The sequence below is a fragment of the Dietzia sp. NPDC055343 genome (assembly GCF_053645265.1).
Genome location: NZ_JBSHMJ010000017.1, coordinates 52,942 through 70,270 on the forward strand (window position 1 = coordinate 52,942; position 17,329 = coordinate 70,270).

General features: G+C 70.6%; 13 protein-coding genes, 1 tRNA gene, 1 other RNA gene and 1 pseudogene. 10 read left to right on the forward strand and 6 right to left on the reverse strand.

Going from position 1 to position 17,329, the window contains the following annotated elements; translation table 11 throughout:
* Positions 1 to 7 precede the first annotated feature (7 nt).
* Positions 8 to 95: transfer RNA gene (locus ACWIE7_RS10110), tRNA-Ser, on the reverse strand.
* Between the two features lie 142 nt (positions 96 to 237).
* Here ACWIE7_RS10110 and ffs point away from each other — a divergent pair.
* The 5 genes and pseudogenes from ffs to recR form a co-directional block, all read left to right on the forward strand.
* Positions 238 to 332, forward strand: an RNA gene (ffs, locus tag ACWIE7_RS10115) — signal recognition particle sRNA small type.
* 51 nt (positions 333 to 383) lie between these two features.
* On the forward strand, positions 384 to 1,652 hold the full coding sequence (locus tag ACWIE7_RS10120) for an aminotransferase class I/II-fold pyridoxal phosphate-dependent enzyme (protein ID WP_454069209.1): 1,269 nt from the start codon (positions 384 to 386) through the stop codon (positions 1,650 to 1,652).
* A gap of 527 nt (positions 1,653 to 2,179) precedes the next feature.
* Positions 2,180 to 4,822, forward strand: coding sequence for a DNA polymerase III subunit gamma and tau (locus ACWIE7_RS10125; protein WP_454069198.1), 2,643 nt, complete (start codon positions 2,180 to 2,182; stop codon positions 4,820 to 4,822).
* Positions 4,823 to 4,947: 125 nt separating this feature from the next.
* The gene (locus ACWIE7_RS10130) at positions 4,948 to 5,283 is read left to right on the forward strand and encodes a YbaB/EbfC family nucleoid-associated protein (protein ID WP_344992187.1); all 336 of its coding nucleotides are present in this window, start codon (positions 4,948 to 4,950) and stop codon (positions 5,281 to 5,283) included.
* 81 nt (positions 5,284 to 5,364) lie between these two features.
* Positions 5,365 to 5,970 (forward strand): annotated as a pseudogene (recR, locus tag ACWIE7_RS10135) (recombination mediator RecR); the annotation flags it as partial.
* Positions 5,971 to 6,147: 177 nt separating this feature from the next.
* On the opposite strand, the gene ACWIE7_RS10140 reads toward recR, so the two are convergent.
* The 3 genes from ACWIE7_RS10140 to ACWIE7_RS10150 all read right to left on the reverse strand — a co-directional run bounded on the left by ACWIE7_RS10140 (position 6,148) and on the right by ACWIE7_RS10150 (position 9,410).
* Complete coding sequence (locus ACWIE7_RS10140) at positions 6,148 to 7,077, reverse strand: amidohydrolase family protein (protein WP_452100096.1); 930 nt, start codon at positions 7,075 to 7,077, stop codon at positions 6,148 to 6,150.
* 102 nt (positions 7,078 to 7,179) lie between these two features.
* Complete coding sequence (locus ACWIE7_RS10145) at positions 7,180 to 8,064, reverse strand: type 1 glutamine amidotransferase (protein WP_454069199.1); 885 nt, start codon at positions 8,062 to 8,064, stop codon at positions 7,180 to 7,182.
* Positions 8,061 to 9,410, reverse strand: coding sequence for a MurT ligase domain-containing protein (locus ACWIE7_RS10150; protein ID WP_454069200.1), 1,350 nt, complete (start codon positions 9,408 to 9,410; stop codon positions 8,061 to 8,063). The genes ACWIE7_RS10145 and ACWIE7_RS10150 overlap by 4 nt, the downstream gene beginning before the upstream one ends.
* Before the next feature lie 115 nt (positions 9,411 to 9,525).
* Between ACWIE7_RS10150 and ACWIE7_RS10155 the strand changes: the two genes are divergently transcribed.
* Both ACWIE7_RS10155 and ACWIE7_RS10160 read left to right on the forward strand, forming a co-directional pair.
* Complete coding sequence (locus ACWIE7_RS10155) at positions 9,526 to 10,935, forward strand: TrkH family potassium uptake protein (RefSeq protein WP_454069201.1); 1,410 nt, start codon at positions 9,526 to 9,528, stop codon at positions 10,933 to 10,935.
* Positions 10,936 to 10,962: 27 nt separating this feature from the next.
* Positions 10,963 to 11,643 carry a potassium channel family protein gene (locus ACWIE7_RS10160; protein ID WP_452100092.1) on the forward strand — a complete coding sequence of 227 codons (681 nt, stop codon included), beginning with the start codon at positions 10,963 to 10,965 and terminating at the stop codon, positions 11,641 to 11,643.
* Between the two features lie 5 nt (positions 11,644 to 11,648).
* Here ACWIE7_RS10160 and ACWIE7_RS10165 read toward each other — a convergent pair whose 3' ends face one another.
* Positions 11,649 to 12,719, reverse strand: a complete 1,071-nt coding sequence (locus tag ACWIE7_RS10165) for a serine hydrolase (protein WP_452100091.1) — start codon at positions 12,717 to 12,719, stop codon at positions 11,649 to 11,651.
* Between the two features lie 117 nt (positions 12,720 to 12,836).
* On the opposite strand from ACWIE7_RS10165, the gene ACWIE7_RS10170 reads away from it, so the two are divergent.
* From ACWIE7_RS10170 to ACWIE7_RS10180, 3 genes are all read left to right on the forward strand, one after another.
* On the forward strand, positions 12,837 to 13,808 hold the full coding sequence (locus ACWIE7_RS10170) for an exonuclease domain-containing protein (protein WP_454057868.1): 972 nt from the start codon (positions 12,837 to 12,839) through the stop codon (positions 13,806 to 13,808).
* Between the two features lie 154 nt (positions 13,809 to 13,962).
* Positions 13,963 to 15,330 (forward strand): aminotransferase class III-fold pyridoxal phosphate-dependent enzyme, encoded by a 1,368-nt coding sequence (locus tag ACWIE7_RS10175; protein WP_452100089.1) that lies wholly within the window; start codon positions 13,963 to 13,965, stop codon positions 15,328 to 15,330.
* A 7-nt stretch (positions 15,331 to 15,337) separates the two neighbouring features.
* Positions 15,338 to 15,769 (forward strand): phage holin family protein, encoded by a 432-nt coding sequence (locus ACWIE7_RS10180; protein WP_452100088.1) that lies wholly within the window; start codon positions 15,338 to 15,340, stop codon positions 15,767 to 15,769.
* Positions 15,770 to 16,016: 247 nt separating this feature from the next.
* Here the strand turns inward: ACWIE7_RS10180 and ACWIE7_RS10185 are convergent, their stop codons facing one another.
* Positions 16,017 to 17,150 (reverse strand): glycerophosphodiester phosphodiesterase family protein, encoded by a 1,134-nt coding sequence (locus tag ACWIE7_RS10185; RefSeq protein WP_454069202.1) that lies wholly within the window; start codon positions 17,148 to 17,150, stop codon positions 16,017 to 16,019.
* Positions 17,151 to 17,329 lie beyond the last annotated feature (179 nt).

Sequence of the window (17,329 nt, forward strand, 5' to 3'; positions counted from 1 at the left end):
TCTGCGGCGGAGGATAGGGGATTTGAACCCCTGAGGGGCTATAAACCCCAACCCGCGTTCCAGGCGAGCGCCATAGGCCACTAGGCGAATCCTCCGTGGAGCACTTTACCCAGCCCGGTTAATCCGAGGCAAACCACGCCCGCGGCGAGCGAGACGCGGGCGGCGCGGGGACGGGGGACGGCGCGCGGCGCGGGGCGGGCCATGTGCGGGCTCGGGGGTCGCACCGCTAGACTCGTCCACGGACCCCGCGCGGCGTCCATCCTGTGAACTCCCCCAGGGCCGGAAGGCAGCAAGGGTCAGCGGGCTCTGGCGGGTGCGCGGGGTCCCCTTATATCTAGAGGCCACCACCATCACCCCAGTTGCCGAACCCGACGGAGGCCACCGTGGCGCTGTCCGATCTCTCCACCGCCGATCTCGCCCAGCTCGAGTCGCAACTGTTCTCGGAGTTCGACGAGTTGGCGGCCACAGGGCTGAGTCTGGATCTGACGCGCGGTAAGCCCTCGCCCGAGCAGCTCGATCTGTCCGAGCGCCTGCTCTCCCTGCCCGGCGAGGGCGACCACATGGCCGGCGGTACCGATGTTCGCAACTACGGCGGCGGTGCGGGTCTGCCCGAGCTGCGGTCGATTTTCGCCGAGCTGCTGGGCGTGGATGTGGACCGGGTGATCGCGCAGGACAACGCGAGCCTGTCGATCATGTACGACCTGCTGACGTTCGCGATGCTGTTCGGCACGCCCGACTCTCTCCGGCCCTGGAAGGACGAGCCGCAGCTGCGCTGGCTGTGTCCCGTTCCGGGCTACGACCGCCACTTCGGGATCACCGAGGCGCTGGGCATCGAGATGGTGCCGGTGCCGCTGGGTCCCACCGGTCCGGACATGGACGAGGTCGAGCGGCTCGTCGCCGAGGATCCGTCGATCAAGGGCATGTGGTGTGTGCCGATCTTCTCCAACCCCACGGGCGCGGTCTACGACGACCACACGGTCTCCCGCCTGGCCCGTATGGCCACCGCCGCCCCCGACTTCCGCGTGATCTGGGACAACGCCTACGTCGTCCACACGCTCACCAACGACTTCCCCAAGGTGCCGGACGTCGACACGATCGCCGCCGAGGCCGGGTACCCGAATCGCTTCCTGCAGGTCTGTTCGACCTCCAAGATCACCTTCGCCGGCGCTGGCGTGTCGTTCCTGTCCTCGTCCGGGGCGAACCTCGACTGGTACCTCGGTCACACCGGGATCCGGTCCATCGGCCCGAACAAGATCAACCAGTTGGCGCACGCCCGGTTCTTCGGCGACGCCGACGGGGTTCGCTCGCACATGCTCAGGCACCGCGAGAGCGTCGCGCCGAAGTTCGAGGCCGCCGACGCCGCGCTGACCCGCCGGCTCGGTGAGTACGGCGTCGCGAGCTGGATGATGCCCGAGGGTGGCTACTTCATCGACCTCGAGGTGGTCGACGGCACCGCGACCGAGACCGTGCGCCTGGCCAAGGAGCTCGGCGTGGCCCTGACGCCCGCCGGGTCGGCCTACCCGTACGGCAACGATCCGGATGATCGCCACATCCGCCTGGCGCCGACCCTGCCGCCGCTGGTGGAGGTGGAGACCGCGATGGATGTCGTGGGGTTGTGCGTGCTGCTCGCCGCCTGCCGCGCTGCTGGCTGACCCGACAACCACGTCCTCCGGCGCGTGCAACAACCGGTCCGGCATCGTTACCGGTTCGGGGGCCAACTGTTGTCGGTGCGTCAGTTCGCGTGAGAGGTCGGCTCCCTCGGGGTGACCTGCGCATCTCCGGCCCGGTGATCTGGGACACGTTATAAAGATCAACCGTGCCGGGACTGACGGGTGTCTGCGGTCTTGACGTGCGATAACTCCGCGGGGCCCGATTGTTGATCAGTCGTCAATAGGGTGAAGGCCTTGAACCCCTCGGGGCGGTCTGGTTGTATCAAACTCGTCCGAGCCGCACGGGTCGGGTGCCGGAGTGCAGCTGAGGGGCTGCGAGGGGCCGGCGCCAATGATCCGGTTCGGGAACCGCGCCGCGGGGTCTGAGGGGGCCTATCGCCGCGCGAGGGACGTCGGGAGGGGCTGCGCATGCGCGGCCCCTCCGGTCATTTCCCCGCATGCCACGTCGGCCGCATGGCCCGGTCGCCGTCCCCATCGTGGTTGTCAGACCCCCTCGGTACCCTCTAGGCGTGGCTCTCTATCGGAAGTATCGTCCCGCCTCGTTCGCCGAGGTCGTGGGGCAGGAGCACGTCACCGATCCGCTCTCGGTGGCGTTGTCCTCCGGTCGTATCAACCACGCCTACCTGTTCTCCGGGCCGCGCGGCTGCGGCAAGACCTCGTCCGCGCGGATCCTCGCCCGCTCGCTCAACTGCGTCCAGGGGCCCACGCCCGACCCGTGCGGTGAGTGCGATTCGTGCATCGCGCTCGCGCCCGGCGGCAACGGCACCCTGGATGTCACGGAGCTCGACGCGGCCAGCCACGGCGGCGTGGACGACACGCGTGACCTGCGTGAACGCGCGTTCTTCGCGCCGGCGTCCTCGCGGTACCGGGTGCTCATCATCGATGAGGCCCACATGGTCACCAACGCGGGCTTCAACGCGTTGCTCAAGATCGTGGAGGAGCCGCCGGAGCACCTCATCTTCATCTTCGCCACCACCGAGCCGGAGAAGGTCCTGCCGACCATCCGCTCGCGCACGCACCACTACCCGTTCCGGCTGCTCACGCCGTCGTCGATGCGCGGGCTGGTCGAGCGGATCAGCGAGCAGGAGGGCGTGAACGTCGACCCGACGGTGTTCCCGCTGGTCATCCGGGCCGGTGGAGGGTCGCCGCGAGACACCCTCAGCGTGCTGGACCAGCTGATGGCCGGCGCCGGGGACGAGGGAATCACCTACCCCCGGGCCGTCGCGCTGCTGGGCGCCACCGAGGTCGCGCTCATCGACGATTCCGTGGACGCGCTGGCGGCCGGGGACGGGGCCACGCTGTTCCGGACCGTTGACAAGGTGGTCGAGGCCGGACACGATCCGCGCCGGTTCGCGGCCGACCTTCTGCAGCGGCTGCGCGATCTGATCATGGTGCAGTCGGTGCCGCAGGCCATCGAGCGCGGGCTCGTCGACGCGCCTGTCGAGCAGGCGGACACGATGCGCCGCCAGGCCGAGAACATCGGGCCCGCCACGCTCGCCCGCTGTGCCGACATGGTGCACGAGGGGATGGCGTCGATGCGTGGGGCGACCTCGCCGCGGCTGTTGCTCGAGATCCTCTGCGCCAAGCTCTTGCTGCCGTCGGCGGATGATTCCGTGGCCGCGCTGCTCCAGCGAGTCGAGTCGCTCGAGGCCGGGCGGCCCGCCGTAGGGGGAGGTGCCCCGGCCGCCGCCGCGGGTGTCGGTGGTGGCGGAGGTTCCGCCCCGGGTGGGAGCGGGAGGCCTGACGACGACAACGCGGCCACGGCGCCCGCCGGTCACCCGCCCGTAGCGCAGTCCGCGGGGGCTGCGGCTCCCGCCGGAGGCCGGCCGAAGTTCGTCCGCCGGTCGCAGCAGCAGGCCGCCGATGCCGCGGCCGGCGCGGCTGCGGTGACCCCGCCGACGGCGGTGCCCACTCCCACTCCGCCAGCTCCTGTGCCGCCTGCCGCTCCGGTCGCGCAGGCGACCGAGCCCGCTCCGACCACGCAGAGTCCCGAGCCTGCTCCGGCTACGCAGAGCCCCGAGCCCGAGCCTGCCGCAGAGCAGGCGCGGGGCCAGGCGCAGGCGCCCCGGGCTCCTGAGTCGCAGGCTCCAGCCGCTCAGGCAGAGCCCCCACAGCCGTCCGCCGAGCCCCGGGGTCCCGAGCCCGCGGCCGAGCCGGCTGCCGCTCCGAACCCCGCGGCGCCGGTGGTTCCCGGCGAATCCGTGGCGCAGCAGCAGGCCGACCACCAGACTCCGCACGACGCATCCCCGGCGGCAGCGCCGGCTGAGGAGCAGTCCGATGCTTCGCAGGCCGAGCAGGGGGCCGCACCGCCGTCTGCTCCGACGGACGATCCGTGGCGCGAGCAGCCCGCTGCGGGGCAGTTCCCGGCAGAGCAGCAGGCCCGGCCACAGCAGCCTGAGACGCCCGAGCAGTCACCTCAGGCGGGCGCCGCTCCGCAGCCCGCCCCGCCCGCGGCACCTGCTACAGAACCGGCCCCGGCAGAGTCGGCTTCCGCTGCTCCCGCTGCTGCCGACGCGCGCACAGGCGCGGGTCTTGAGGCCGAGGACATCCGCCGTGCCTGGCCCGCCATCCGTGATGCCGTGCGTAAGCGGACCAGGACCGTCGAGGTCATGCTCGCCGGCGCGACCGTGGCCGCGGTCAACGGCCGGATGATCCACCTGGTCCACGACTACGCACCGTTGGCCAAGCGACTGGCGCAGCCGCACAACGCCACCGCCATCACCGACTCGATCACCGAGGTCGTGGGTGGCGAGTGGACCATCGAGTGCACCTCCGGCAGTGTTCCCGCAGGTGGCGCAGCCCCCGCCACCGATCAGCCGGCGGCCAGGGGAGGCGCGGCAGGCCCGGCCGGCGGGGCTTCCGGAGCGCCCCCGCAGACCGAACCCCGGGGCTGGGAGCGTCGACTCCAGGGACGTACCGAGGGCCGATCCGGTGGCGGGCAGAGCGGGTACGACGACATCCCGCCGCCGCCCGAGGAGCCCGAACCGGAACCCGGCGAACCGGACGCGCCGCCAGCGGCGCCGATCTCCGAGGACGAGATGGTCGACGAGGCCCGCAGCAGCGGCCCGCAGAATCTCGACCACCGGACCGGTGAGGACATCGCGCTGGCACTGCTCAAGGAGCACCTCGGGGCCCGCCCGATCGACCGCTGACCCACCCGCGGCGGCGCGGGCACGGCACTGTGTCCGATCGGACGGTTACGCTGGGTGCCGACCGACCGGGGCCGACCCCGGGCAGGAACAGGCAGAGCCCAGTACACCGCCGAAAGGACCCCAAGATGCAGCCCGGACCCGACATGAACGCACTCCTCCAGCAGGCCCAGCAGATGCAGGCCCAGCTCGCCGAGGCGCAGCAGGAGATCGCCGCGAGCACGGTCGACGGCCAGGCCGGCGGCGGTCTCGTCACCGTCTCCATGCGCGGCACGGGTGAGGTCACCGGCGTGGCGATCGACCCGAAGGTCGTTGACCCGGAGGATGTCGACACCTTGCAGGACCTTCTCGTCGGCGCGTTCGGCGACGCTCACGTCAAGGTCCAGCAGCTCGCCGAGACCCGCCTCGGCCCGCTGGCCTCCGGCGGCGGCCTCGGTGACATGATGGGCGGCCTCGGAATGTGAGCCCGCGGGGCCCGGAATGTTCCGGGCCCCGCAACCCGACGGTGTTCTCGCCGCCGGGACAGCAAGATCACGGGAAGCGCGATGTACGAAGGACCGGTTCAGAATCTGATCGACGAGTTCGGCAAGCTGCCGGGCATCGGTCCGAAGTCGGCACAACGCCTGGCGTTCCACCTGCTGCAGGCCGAGCCGGAGTCGGTCGAGCGCCTCCGTTCGGCACTCCAGGCCGTCGTCGAGGGCGTCACCTACTGCGAGATCTGCGGCACCGTCGCCGCCGCCGAACGCTGCCGCATCTGCTCCGACCCCCGCCGCGACCCCAGCCTCGTGTGCGTCGTCGAAGAGCCCAAGGACATCGAGGCCATCGAGCGGACGCGCGAGTTCCACGGGCTGTACCACGTCCTCGGCGGCGCACTCGATCCCATCAACGGAATCGGACCCAACGAGTTGCGGATCGCCGGACTGATGCGCCGCGTCGGCCAGGAGTTCGAGGGTGCCGAGATCGCCGAGATCATCATCGCGACAGACCCCAACACCACGGGCGAGGCGACCAGCACGTACCTCGCCCGGCTGCTGCGTCCGTTCCCCGATCTCGTGGTGTCCCGCCTGGCCTCCGGCCTACCGATGGGGGCGGACCTCGAGTTCGCCGACGAACTCACCCTGGGCAGCGCGCTGTCCGGGCGGCGCATCCTCTCCGGAACCCCCGGCCAGGCCGTCGCCCGCGCGGGCGGTGTCCTCCAGCCCGAACAGATGGACACCCCGCCCCGGTCGCCGGTCGCGTCGTCGGCTGAGTCGTCGGCAGCTCCCGCGGAGGCATCCGAGGAGGATTCGGGGACCGGCCCGGACATCAGCTACCCGGGCCGGGCCCCGTCAGAGGTCGAACAGCCGGGCGGCGTTTCCGTGCCACACCGCCCGTAGCCAGTCCTCGCCCAGCCCGAGCCCGATCAGGGCCTCGAGTTGCTCGGCGTACGGGTACGGGATATTCGGGAAGTCCGTCCCCAGCAGGATTTTGTCACCCAGGTCCGCGAGCCGTCCGCGTTCCGCCGGAGGGAACGGCAGGGTCTCCTCGACGAAGTCGGTGAACGCCATGGTCGTGTCCAGGTAGACGTTCGGGTACTTCTCGGTCAGATCCAGGAACTCCGAGTACTCGCCCATCCCCATGTGGGCGATGATCAGCGGCAGCGTCGGGAACCTCTCGAGCACCGCGGCGATCGGCTCCGGCCCCGTGAACGTCCCCGGCACCGGGCCGCCGCCACAGTGGATGACCGTCGGCACCTGCGCCTCGGTCAGCTGCCCCCACACCGGGTCGAGCAGCGGATCGCGAGGGTCGTACTCGCCCACCTGGATGTGGGACTTGAACACCCTCGTGCCGGCGTCGATCGCGTCGCGGACGTAGTCCCCGGCACTCGGCTCGGGAAAGAACGTCGACGTGTGCAGGCAGTCGGGGTGGCGGGACGCGAACTCCGCCGACCACGAATTGAGCCACGCGCCCATCTCCGGCTTGTGCGGGTAGAGCATCGACGAGAACGCCAGCACCCCGTAGGAGCGCAAACGCTCGACACGCGCGTCCTCGGCCTCCCGGTAGGTGATCGGCCACGGGCGGCCGATCTTCGGCCCGGCGGCACTGAAGTAATCCCACACCTTGTCCATCACGTTCTTCGGCATGAAGTGCGTGTGGACGTCGATGATGCCCGGCAGGCCCAGCGGCTCCCACAGCGCGCGCACCTGCGCTGCCTCGACCGCGGGATCGGGAGGGGTCACGGTGCCGGTAAGGGATGCTGGGCCGTGGTGATCACACATGTTCCAGAGGGTAGGTCAGCGTGGCTCAGCGGCACCCGGGATCGGTCACCCGGAGCGTCCGCTCACCCCCGTCGTCGATTCGAGCCGGGGCGGGCCGGCAGATCACCGCCGGGCGGCCGCCATGCGCTCGCGACGCAACTGTTCCACGGCGGCGATGTCGACGGACGGCAGCGAGTCCACGCCCAGCGCCCGGCACAGAAGTAGATCCGCCAGCTCGGGGTTCCGGGCGAGCGCGGGGCCGTGCATGTAGGTCGCGATGATCGATCCCTGCACCACGCCCTCGACCCGCTGGCCGGCGCCACGGCCGGAGGCGGCACCGTCAACGTCGGAAGAGTCGGCCGGGATGCCGTTGCCGACGCCGGAAATGACGCGGCCGAGCGGCTTGGCTGAAGGGCCGAGGACGGTGGCGCCCATGTGGTTCTCGAAACCCGTCAACGGCTGCGACAGCCCGTCGAGCTGCGGCTCGACCGCCAGTTCGCCGATCGTCCGGCTCGCCTGCGGCGACGTGGTGATGTCGAGCAAGCCGAGGCCGGGCGCGCGGGAGCCGTCCGAGACGACGAACCACTCGCCGAACACCTGCATCCCGGCGCAGATCGCAAGCACCGGAGCGCCACGCTCGACCGCACGCTGCAGGCCGGGCGACCCGGTCAGGTGCCGGGAGGCCAACTTCTGTGCAGAGTCCTCTCCGCCGCCGACCGTGTAGAGATCGCAGGAGTCGGGGACTTCGTCGTCGAGGGTGATCCGCACGATTTCGGCGTCGTAGCCCCGCCACCGCAGACGCTGGCGCAGGACGAGGGAGTTGCCGTCGTCGCCGTAGGTTCCCATGACATCCGGCAACACCAGCCCGATCCGTACCGTCGACTCGGTGGGCCGCTGCGAGGCGGGGGAGACGGTGTCGAGCGGGGAGACGGTGGATGGCGAGGGGGCCGCGCCGGCGTCAGCTCCGCGGGCTTCGGCCGGGCGGGGAATGCTCTGGTCGTCGGTCATCGCTGCTGCTCCTTCGCGTCAGAGGCGGCGGGGCCGAATCCCGCCGCGGCGATCGCCCGGCCCAGGTCACGGAACGCCGTGTAGTTGGCCAGCACCTCGACCCGGCCGGCCGGGCACCGCCGGATCGCGGCCAGAGGATCCGGTTCGAGCACGTGGTCGATCCCGGCGTACGTCAGCCGAACCGAGAGATCGGCGGCGCGCTCACCCGAGGCGTACACGGACACGCCCTCGAAACTCTCGAAGCGCACGTCCCACAGCCAGGACAAGTCCACGCCGTCGCCGGTCTGACCGTTCACCGCGATCACCAGACCGTCGGCGGAGGTGTCGATCATGCCGAGCGCCTCCTGCCAGCCGGCCGGATTCTTGGCCAACAGCAGGTGCGCGGCGCGCCCGTCCACGTCCACGGTCGAGTAGCGGCCCGCGACGTCGTCGACGCCCTCCACCGCCCGCACGGCGGCGGCCGGGTCCGCACCCATCGCCACCGCCGCGGCCACGGCCTGGGCCGCGTTGCCGCGATTGGCCCGCCCCGGGATCGCCAGACGCATCGGCGCCGAGAACCCGTCCGGCCCGTGGATGGCCTCGTCGTCGACCCGCCAGTCCGGCTCCGGCCGCGCGAACTCGCGCCCGTCCGGCAGCGGCGCCGTCGACCGCCAGCGCACCGCGCCAGTCCCATCGACGGTGCGGGTGATCGGCTCGCCGGTCCGCGGGCAGCTCACCGAGTCGCCCGACCACGGAGCGCCAGCGGCCACCCACACCACCGACGGATTGTCGTAGGCGATCGAGGTGATCATCACGTCGTCGCAGTTCGCGACCAGCGTGGCCTGCGGCTGCGCCGCGACCCCGGCCCGCAGCCGCCGCTCGATCGAGTTGATCTCCCCGACCCGGTCCAGCTGGTCGCGGCTCAGGTTGAGCAGCACGATCGCCTCGGGACGCGTGTTCTCCGCGACCGCCGGCGTGTGCAACTCGTCGACCTCGATCGCCGCCAGTCGGGCAGTGCGGTCGGCGCTCAGTGCCGACACGATCCCGGCGTCCATGTTGTCGCCATTGGCGTTGGACGCCACCGGGCCGGTGGTGGCGAGCGCGGCGGTGAGCATTCTCGTCGTCGTCGACTTGCCGTTGGTCCCCGTGACCAGCGCCGACCGCCGCCCTGCGGCGAGCTGCGCCATGAGGCCCGGATCGAGCTTGAGCGCGACCAGGCCGCCGATCATCCCGCCCGACCCGCGGCCCGACACCCGCGACGCCCACGTCGCCAGCCGGCTCGCCGCGACGGCCGCCCGGCCGCGCGCGGTCAGCGCCGTGGGGGGCGCGTCGGACAAGGCCGGGCGGGGGTGCGCGCGGGAACTCATGCGACGAGTCTAGGCAGGCGCGGCCGACAGACGGATGACCATTCCACCGTGCCCGCCACCGGCAGTGATCAGCATCACTCTACGACCGGTCGTGGGAGGGCTACAGTCGTCGTTCGTGTCACCACACACGCCGGGCCCCCGGCGAATGACCGCGTTGCCCCGACCAGCCGGCACCGCGCTGGACGCGCGACGCCCGGCGCGCCTCGTGGTGGCGGGATTCCTCGCCGCCGCAGTACTGGGCACACTTCTGCTGATGCTGCCCGTCTCCTCGGCGGACGGCACCTGGACCGCGCCTCTTCCCGCGCTCTTCACCGCCACCTCCGCGGTCTGCGTGACCGGCCTGACGGTGGTCGACACGGCGGTGCACTGGTCGATCGTCGGCGACGTGGTGATCCTCCTTCTCATCCAGGTCGGTGGACTCGGCGTGATGACCCTGGCCACGCTGCTGGGCATGCTCGTGTCCGACCGCCTGGGCCTGCGGATGGGGTTGACGGTCCTCAGCGAACGCCGCGGCGAGGGACTGGGCGACCTGCGGCGCGTGATCCTCGGCATCCTGCGCACTGCGCTCGCGGTGGAGGCGGTCATTGCGCTCGTGCTCGCCGTGCGGTTCCACCTCAGCTACGACATGCACCCGGGCCGGGCCGCCTGGTTCGGCGTGTTCCACGCGGTCTCCGCCTTCAACAATGCCGGCTTCGGCCTGCGCTCGGACAATCTGATGTCCTACGCCACGGACCCGCTCGTGATCTGGCCCATCGCCGCGGCGATCGTCGTGGGAGGCCTCGGCTTCCCGGTGCTGCTCGAACTCCGTCGGCAGCTCGCCGGCCGGTACGAGACCGCCGGTGCGCGGCGCGTGATCTCCGTCCACACCCGGCTCACCCTGGCCACGTACGGCGTGCTGATGGTGGTCGGAATCGTGGCGTTCGTGCTGTTGGAGTGGACCAATCAGCGGACGATCGGTGGGTGGCCGGTGATCGACAAGCTCACAGGTGCGGGCTTCCACGGGATCACCGTGCGCACGGCCGGTTTCAACACCCTCGACATCGCCCAGATGCGCACCCAGAGCTGGTTGGTCTCGGATGTCCTCATGTTCATCGGCGGCGGCAGTGCCGGTACGGCGGGCGGCATCAAGGTCACCACGTTCGCGCTGCTCGCCGTGCTGATCTGGTCGGAGGTACGCGGGGAGGCGAAGGTGCACGTCATGCGCCGGTCCGTCGCCCCCGACGTGCAGCGGCAGGCCGTCACCGTGGCGTTGCTGTCCGTCGGACTGGTCTTTGCCGCCACTCTCGCCTTGTCGATCATCACCGAGTACTCGCTGGACCAGATTCTCTTCGAGGTGATCTCCGCATTCGGCACGGTCGGCCTGACGACCGGCATCACCCCGTCGCTCCCAGGGGAGGCGCAGGCGCTGGTGATCCTGCTGATGTACATCGGCCGACTCGGCCCCATCACGCTGGCCACGAGCCTGGCCCTGCGCACCGTCCACCGCCACTACGACTACCCCGAGGACCGGGTCGTGGTCGGTTGACCCGGTCCGTCCCGCACGAAGGAGCACATGATGTTCGGACTTCCCAGACACGGCGGCGACCACGGTCGCGTCGCGGTGGTGGGTCTCGGTCGGTTCGGCACGGCCCTGGCGCGCACTCTTACCGAGCGCGGCATCGAGGTCCTGGCCATGGACGTCGACCCGAAGCAGGTGCAGGCCGTGGCCGACGTGCTCACCCACGCCGTGGTGGCCGACTCCACCGATGACGAGGCGCTGCGGCAGGCTGGCGTAGCCGACTACACGCACGCCGTCGTGGCGATCGGCTCGGACATCGAGGCGTCCATCCTCACCACCACTCTGCTCGCAGAGCTCGGCATCCCCGACATCTGGGCCAAGGCGGTCACCGCCACGCACGGCCGGATCCTCGACCGGGTGGGGGCCACGCACGTGGTGTTCCCCGAAGCGGAGATGGGCCGACGGGTGGGGAACATGGTCACCGCCTCGCTGTTGGACTACTCCCAGGTCGACGACGAGCTGGCCCTGGCAAAGACCCATCCACCGGACCGACTGCTCGGGACGCCGATCGACACGGTCGCGCTGGAGGATCGCGAGGGGGTGCGGCTGGTGGCGCTCAAGCGAGACGCCGGGGGATACGCCGCGCCCGCCGAGGGCACGGTGCTCACACCGGGCGACGTGATGGTGGTGTGCGGGCCGCCGGACCGGGTCCGGGATTTCTCGACGCCCCGGTAGTCGGCTCAGAACCTCGCCGCACCGCCGAGTGCGTCCGCCACGTCGTAGGCGAGCTGCGACATCAGATGGTCGGGGGTGGAGTACATGCCGTCCGAGGTGCTGATCACCGCGACCGCGTACCGGCCACTCGCGGTGTTGATGACGGCGACGTCGTGCGACTCCGTGTCCGTCTCGCCGGTCTTGTTGGCCACCGAGCCCGACGGCAGGCGGTCCGGCAGCTTCCAGTTCCGCTCCTGCTGGAGCATCAGCGCCAGCACCTGCCGGGCCACCGCCGGGGTGGTCAGGGACTCGCCGGTCTCGGCGCGACCGTCGGCGGCCCGGACCAGCTCGTTGAGGTAGCCGACGCTGCCGAGCGCGCTCACCCGACTCCAGTCGCCGGTCCACTCGTAGGTGAACGCGCCGCCGGTGTGGAACTCGTCGGCCAACCCCACGCGGTCGGCGATGGCGTTGATCGCCTCGATCGGGGTGCCGACGTCGGGCGCCGTGGGTCCCTCGGCCGCCAGCTCGTACAACACGTTGGCGGCCTCGTTGTCCGAGACCGTGATGGCGTCCTCGAGCAGGTCCCCCAGCCGGCCGTATGGCGTCTCGGCCTCGGGATCGCCGCCCCACGCCTCGAGCGCGCCCACCGCGTAGGCCACCTTGATGACGGAGGCGGCGTAGCGCGGCTCGTCGTTGCCGGCGCACACCACCCGCTCGTCGGCAGAGTCGATGGCCAGCACACACGCCGCCAGTTCGAAGCCCTCGTCGCTCGCCTGCGCGACGGTTCCGGTCAGCAGCGGGCGCACGTCGGCCCACCCGACGGGCAGCCACCGCACGGCGTGGGAGGTGTCCTCGACCCTGCCGTCCGGCGCGGCGCGCTCGGCGGCCGGAACGACGCCCGACCCCCGCGGATGTGCGGCCTGCGACGAGCCCGAGGAGGCGCCGGGAGCGGTCGCGGCGACCCCCAGCAGGGCGGCCAGGCACACCAGCAGATACGCGCCGACCACCCCGACGATCCAGCTGCGGGTGCGGCGGCGCGCCCGTGCCGGGGCATCGCGCAGGAGGGCCGCAGGGGTGTTCGACCGGTACCGCGACACGGCGTCCTCCTGAGCCCGGGCCGGACGTGAGGCCGCCGGCGCTGATCGATCGGCGTCGAGACTAGCCAACGCGTCCGACATGGAGTGATCCGGACGGCGGGCGCAGGGAAAGCGGGGATGTCGGTGGCGCGTGCCACGATGGAGCGCATGGCTGGCTGGGTGGTGGTTGACGTCGAGACCTCGGGGATGACCCCCGCGGTCGACCGGGTGTTGTCGGTGGCGGCGGTGGTGGTGGATGACGATGGCGAGGTGGTCGAAGAGTTCACGAGCCTGCTCAACCCAGGAGTCGATCCGGGGCCCGTCCATGTGCACGGCCTCACCCCGGCGCTGCTCGCCGGCAAACCGCGCTTCGAGGACATCGCGCCGGAGCTGACCCGGGTGCTGGAGGGCCGCACGGTCGTGGCTCACAACGCCACGTTCGACGCGTCGTTCCTGGCCGCCGAGGCCCGGCGGGTGGGCCTGGAGCCGCCTCTGACGCAGTACGTCTGCACGCTCGACTTCGCCGGGCGCCTGCACCTGTCGACCCGGGACCTCAAACTCGCGACGCTCGCCGAGCACTTCGGGGTCGAGCAGCGGTCCGCGCACGACGCGCACGACGACGCGCTGGTGTTGGCCGGCGTGTTCTCCGGCCTGCGTACGGTGGCCGACCAGAAGGGCGCGGCCCCGTCCGTGCGTCAACTCGAGGCGATGGTCGCGCACCCCGAGACCGGCTTCCTGGTGTCGACCATCTGGGCGGAGGCGGTGGCCGCGCCCCGTCTCTGGCGTCCGGCCGGGCGGCTGAAGCGCGGTGGCAGGCTGGTCCAGGGCATGGAGGTGGTGTTCACCCAGGACGTGGATCGCGATCCCGAAGAGATCGTCGGTCTCGTCGTCGACTCCGGTCTCTACCTGGCCGACCGGATCACCTCCCGAACCTCACTCGCGGTGTGCGACGCCCCGAACGCGGTGCGGGGCCGCGCGGCGTTCGCGCGCAAGAAGGGGCTCGAGCTGGTGGGCTCGGCCCGGCTGGTGGAGATGCTCGCGGACGTCGCGCCCGGGCAGCCCGTCGGTTCGGCGCGGCCCGTCGACGACGCGCAGGAGTCGCTCTTCTGACAGGACGCACGGGTCGACGCCAGGCTCGGCGTCCGGCTCGGCGCCCGAGCCTGCGCGTGCGGCCTGCATTTCCGCATCGTGGATCCGGGAGGACGGGGGAACGGCCCGGGGCTGTCATGATGGGGGCAATCGCCATCGCTGTCGAACGAGAGGAATGCCCGTGCCCGCTCCGCAGAACGCCGCCGCCCGCGAGGTCTACGACAAGGAGCGCGCCCACGTACTGGCCCCCTGGTCGGCCTGGGGCGCCTCCGACCCGATGGTCATCACCGCCGCCGAGGGCTGCTACCTCACCGACGGAGACGACAACCGCCTGCTGGACTTCACCTCGCAGCTGGTCAACACCAACATCGGGCACCAGCACCCGGTCGTGGTCAAGGCCATCCAGGATCAGGCCGCCGAGCTGTGCACCATCAACCCGGCGCACGCCAACGGCGCCCGCGCCGAGGCCGCCCGCCTCGTCGCCGAGGTCGCGCCCGCTGGTATGAACCGCGTGTTCTTCACCAACGCCGGTACCGAGGCCGTCGAGCACGCGATCCGCATGGCCCGCCGCCACACGGGCCGCCACAAGACCCTCTCGGCGTTCCGCAGCTACCACGGCGCCACCACCACCTCGATGAACCTCACCGGCGACACCCGCCGCTGGGCCAACGACATGGGTAACACCGGGGCCGTCCACTTCCACGCGCCGTTCCTCTACCGCTCGCAGTTCTACGCGGAGAACGACAAGCAGGAGTGCGACCGCGCGCTCGAGCACCTCGACTCGCTCATCGGCCTCGAGGGGCCGGACCACTTCGCGGCGCTGATCATCGAGTCCGTTCCCGGCACCGTCGGCATCATGGTGCCGCCCGCCGACTACCTGCGCGGTGTGCGCGAGATCTGCGACAAGTACGGCATCGTCATGATCTGCGACGAGGTCATGTCCGGCTTCGGCCGCACCGGCGAGTGGCTCGCGCTGGACAACTTCCGGTCCGGCGACGACGACTGGGCGCCCGACCTCATCACCTTCGCCAAGGGTTCCAACTCGGGCTACGTGCCGCTCGGTGGCGTGATCCTGCACGACCGGATCGCCGCCTCCTTCGAGAAGACCCCGTACACCGGCGGCCTGACCTACGCCGGGCACCCGCTGGCGTGCGCCTCGGTGGTCGCGACGATAAACCTCATGCGCGACGAGAAGATCGTCGAGAACGCGCGCACCATCGGCGAGGAGGTCATCGGTCCGCGCCTGCGCGAGCTCGCCGAGAAGCACCCGTCGATCGGCGAGGTCCGCGGTCTGGGTGTGTTCTGGGCCGTCGAAATGGTGGCGGACCGCGAGACCCGCGAGCCGCTCGCCCCGTACGGTGGTTCTTCAGAGGCCATGGCCAAGACCTTCGGTGCGGCCAAGAAGGACGGCCTGCTGCTGTTCATGAACTACAACCGCTTCCACGTCGTCCCGCCGTGCATCATCACCGCGGACGAGGCGAACGAGGGACTGGACATCTTCGACCGTGCACTCGACGTGGCGGACTCGTATGTGAGGAGCTGATCCGGCGATGGTGCTGGTGCTGAGACTGATCGTCAACACCCTCGCCCTGTGGGTGGCCACGCTGATCGTGCCGGGGATCTCCCTGCGCGAGACCACTGTCATCTACGCTCCGGGCGCCGGCGCGATCGAGGATCAGATCAGCGTGCCCACCGTCACGGCGTTGCTGATCGTGGCGGTGGTGTTCACGCTGGTCAATGCGGTGGTCAAACCGATCGTGCAGCTCCTCTCGCTGCCGCTGACCATCCTCACGCTCGGCCTGTTCCTGCTGGTCGTGAACGCGCTGATGCTCATGCTGACCAGCTGGATCACCGGCGCGGTCCAGCTCTTCGGCGCCGAGTACGTGGTCAGCGGGTTCTGGGCGGCGTTCTTCGGCGCCATTGTGATCGGCCTGGTCAACTGGGTGATCGGGATGTTCCTGCCCACCCGCGCCCGCGACTGACGGGCTCGCCCGGCCCGCTGCCAAACCGCTAGCCGCCCCCCGCAGCCCGGCCCCCGCGCCCCGCCGCCCCGGCCCCCGGACACCCGTCGATAAGTGGATTTCGCCCGTAACGGCCGAGTGGTCCTGTGCGAAATCCTCTTTTCGACGAGGTGGGGTGCCAAATCGGGCCTCGGTATGGCTGAAGCCGGCCGGGGTGGGTGACGCGCGAACCCGACCTCAGCGTCCGCGGCTGACCCGGACGGCCGCGTCAGCCCTCGCGGGCGAACTGCCGCGGCAGCTCCATGCCGCGCTCAGCGAGGAGTTCGCGCAGCATGTCCGGGTGGTCGGTGATGATGCCGTTCACGCCGATGTCCATGAGGTACTCCATGGTCTGGGCATTGTTGACCGTCCACGGGATGACCTTCAGACCGCGCGCGTGCGCGTTCTCGACCATCTCCGCGGTCACATAGGCCGTGCAGCTGCCCGCACCGATCGTGCAGCTCTGATCGGGGTGGGTGGCGACCGGCGAGTAGGCGACCACACCATCGATAGATGCCGCGGCTGCGACTCCGTCGCCGTCGAAGTCGGCGATATCGATCCCGCCCAGCCACGGTGAGGGCTCAGCGGCGCCGATTCCGAGGAAGTCGTGGTTGGTCAGGGCCACGAGCGGGATCGACGGAGCGAGCTCGTGCATCGCCATCAACGCGCCCCAGTCGAACGACTGGATGGTGACCTGCTGCCCGAGGCCCGAGGCCGCGATCACCTCGTGGACGGCCGAGACGAACTCCTCGCGCGGGGCGGTCTCGTCCGGGGCGCCGGCCTCGACCTTCGTCTCGATGTTCATCCGCACACCGTCCGGGCCGTCGGCGCCATGGGCTTTGACCAGGTCGAAGAGCTCGGACAGCAGCATCATCTGCTGCCCGGGATGCGTGCGCTGATCGGGGTAGCCGGGGCGCTGGAGGGAGCCACAATCGAGGGTCCGGACCTGCTCCAGCGTGAGGTCGTGGATGAAGTGGTCCGTGTAGGGGAACATCGGGTCGCCGGCCACGACGGGCTCGGTGTCTTGGCAGACATCCGTCCGGGGCTTGCGATCGTGAGTCACCACGACCTCGCCGTCGGCGGTCACCTGGGTGTCGAGTTCGAGAGTGGTCACGCCCAGTTCGAGGGCATGACCGAAGGCCTGTGGAGAGCTCTCGACGTTGAGCCCCAGGCCGCCCCGGTGAGCTTGCAGATCGAAACGCATTTCGTCGCTCCCGAGCGAGCCGCCCACATCGAGTGATCCCAGCGAGCCTCCGCCTCCGAGCGAGCCGACCGAGGCTGCGGCGACGGGGAGTGAGGAGGCGGTGAGGAGGCAGCCGAGCACGGTGGCTCCGACCGTGAAGAGGGCGCGAGTACTGCGCATGTGGGGGACCTCGTCGGTAGACGGATCGGCACACCGGCGGGCCCGGGTACCGCTTACCGATGCGACAGTATGCGGCGTCCCCTACGGGTTGTTCTCGGTGGAGTGAACACGAGATGTCGACTGAGGACTGGATCCGCCTCGTTGAAATCGACTGCTCCCCTGCAGGATTCGCAACCGGG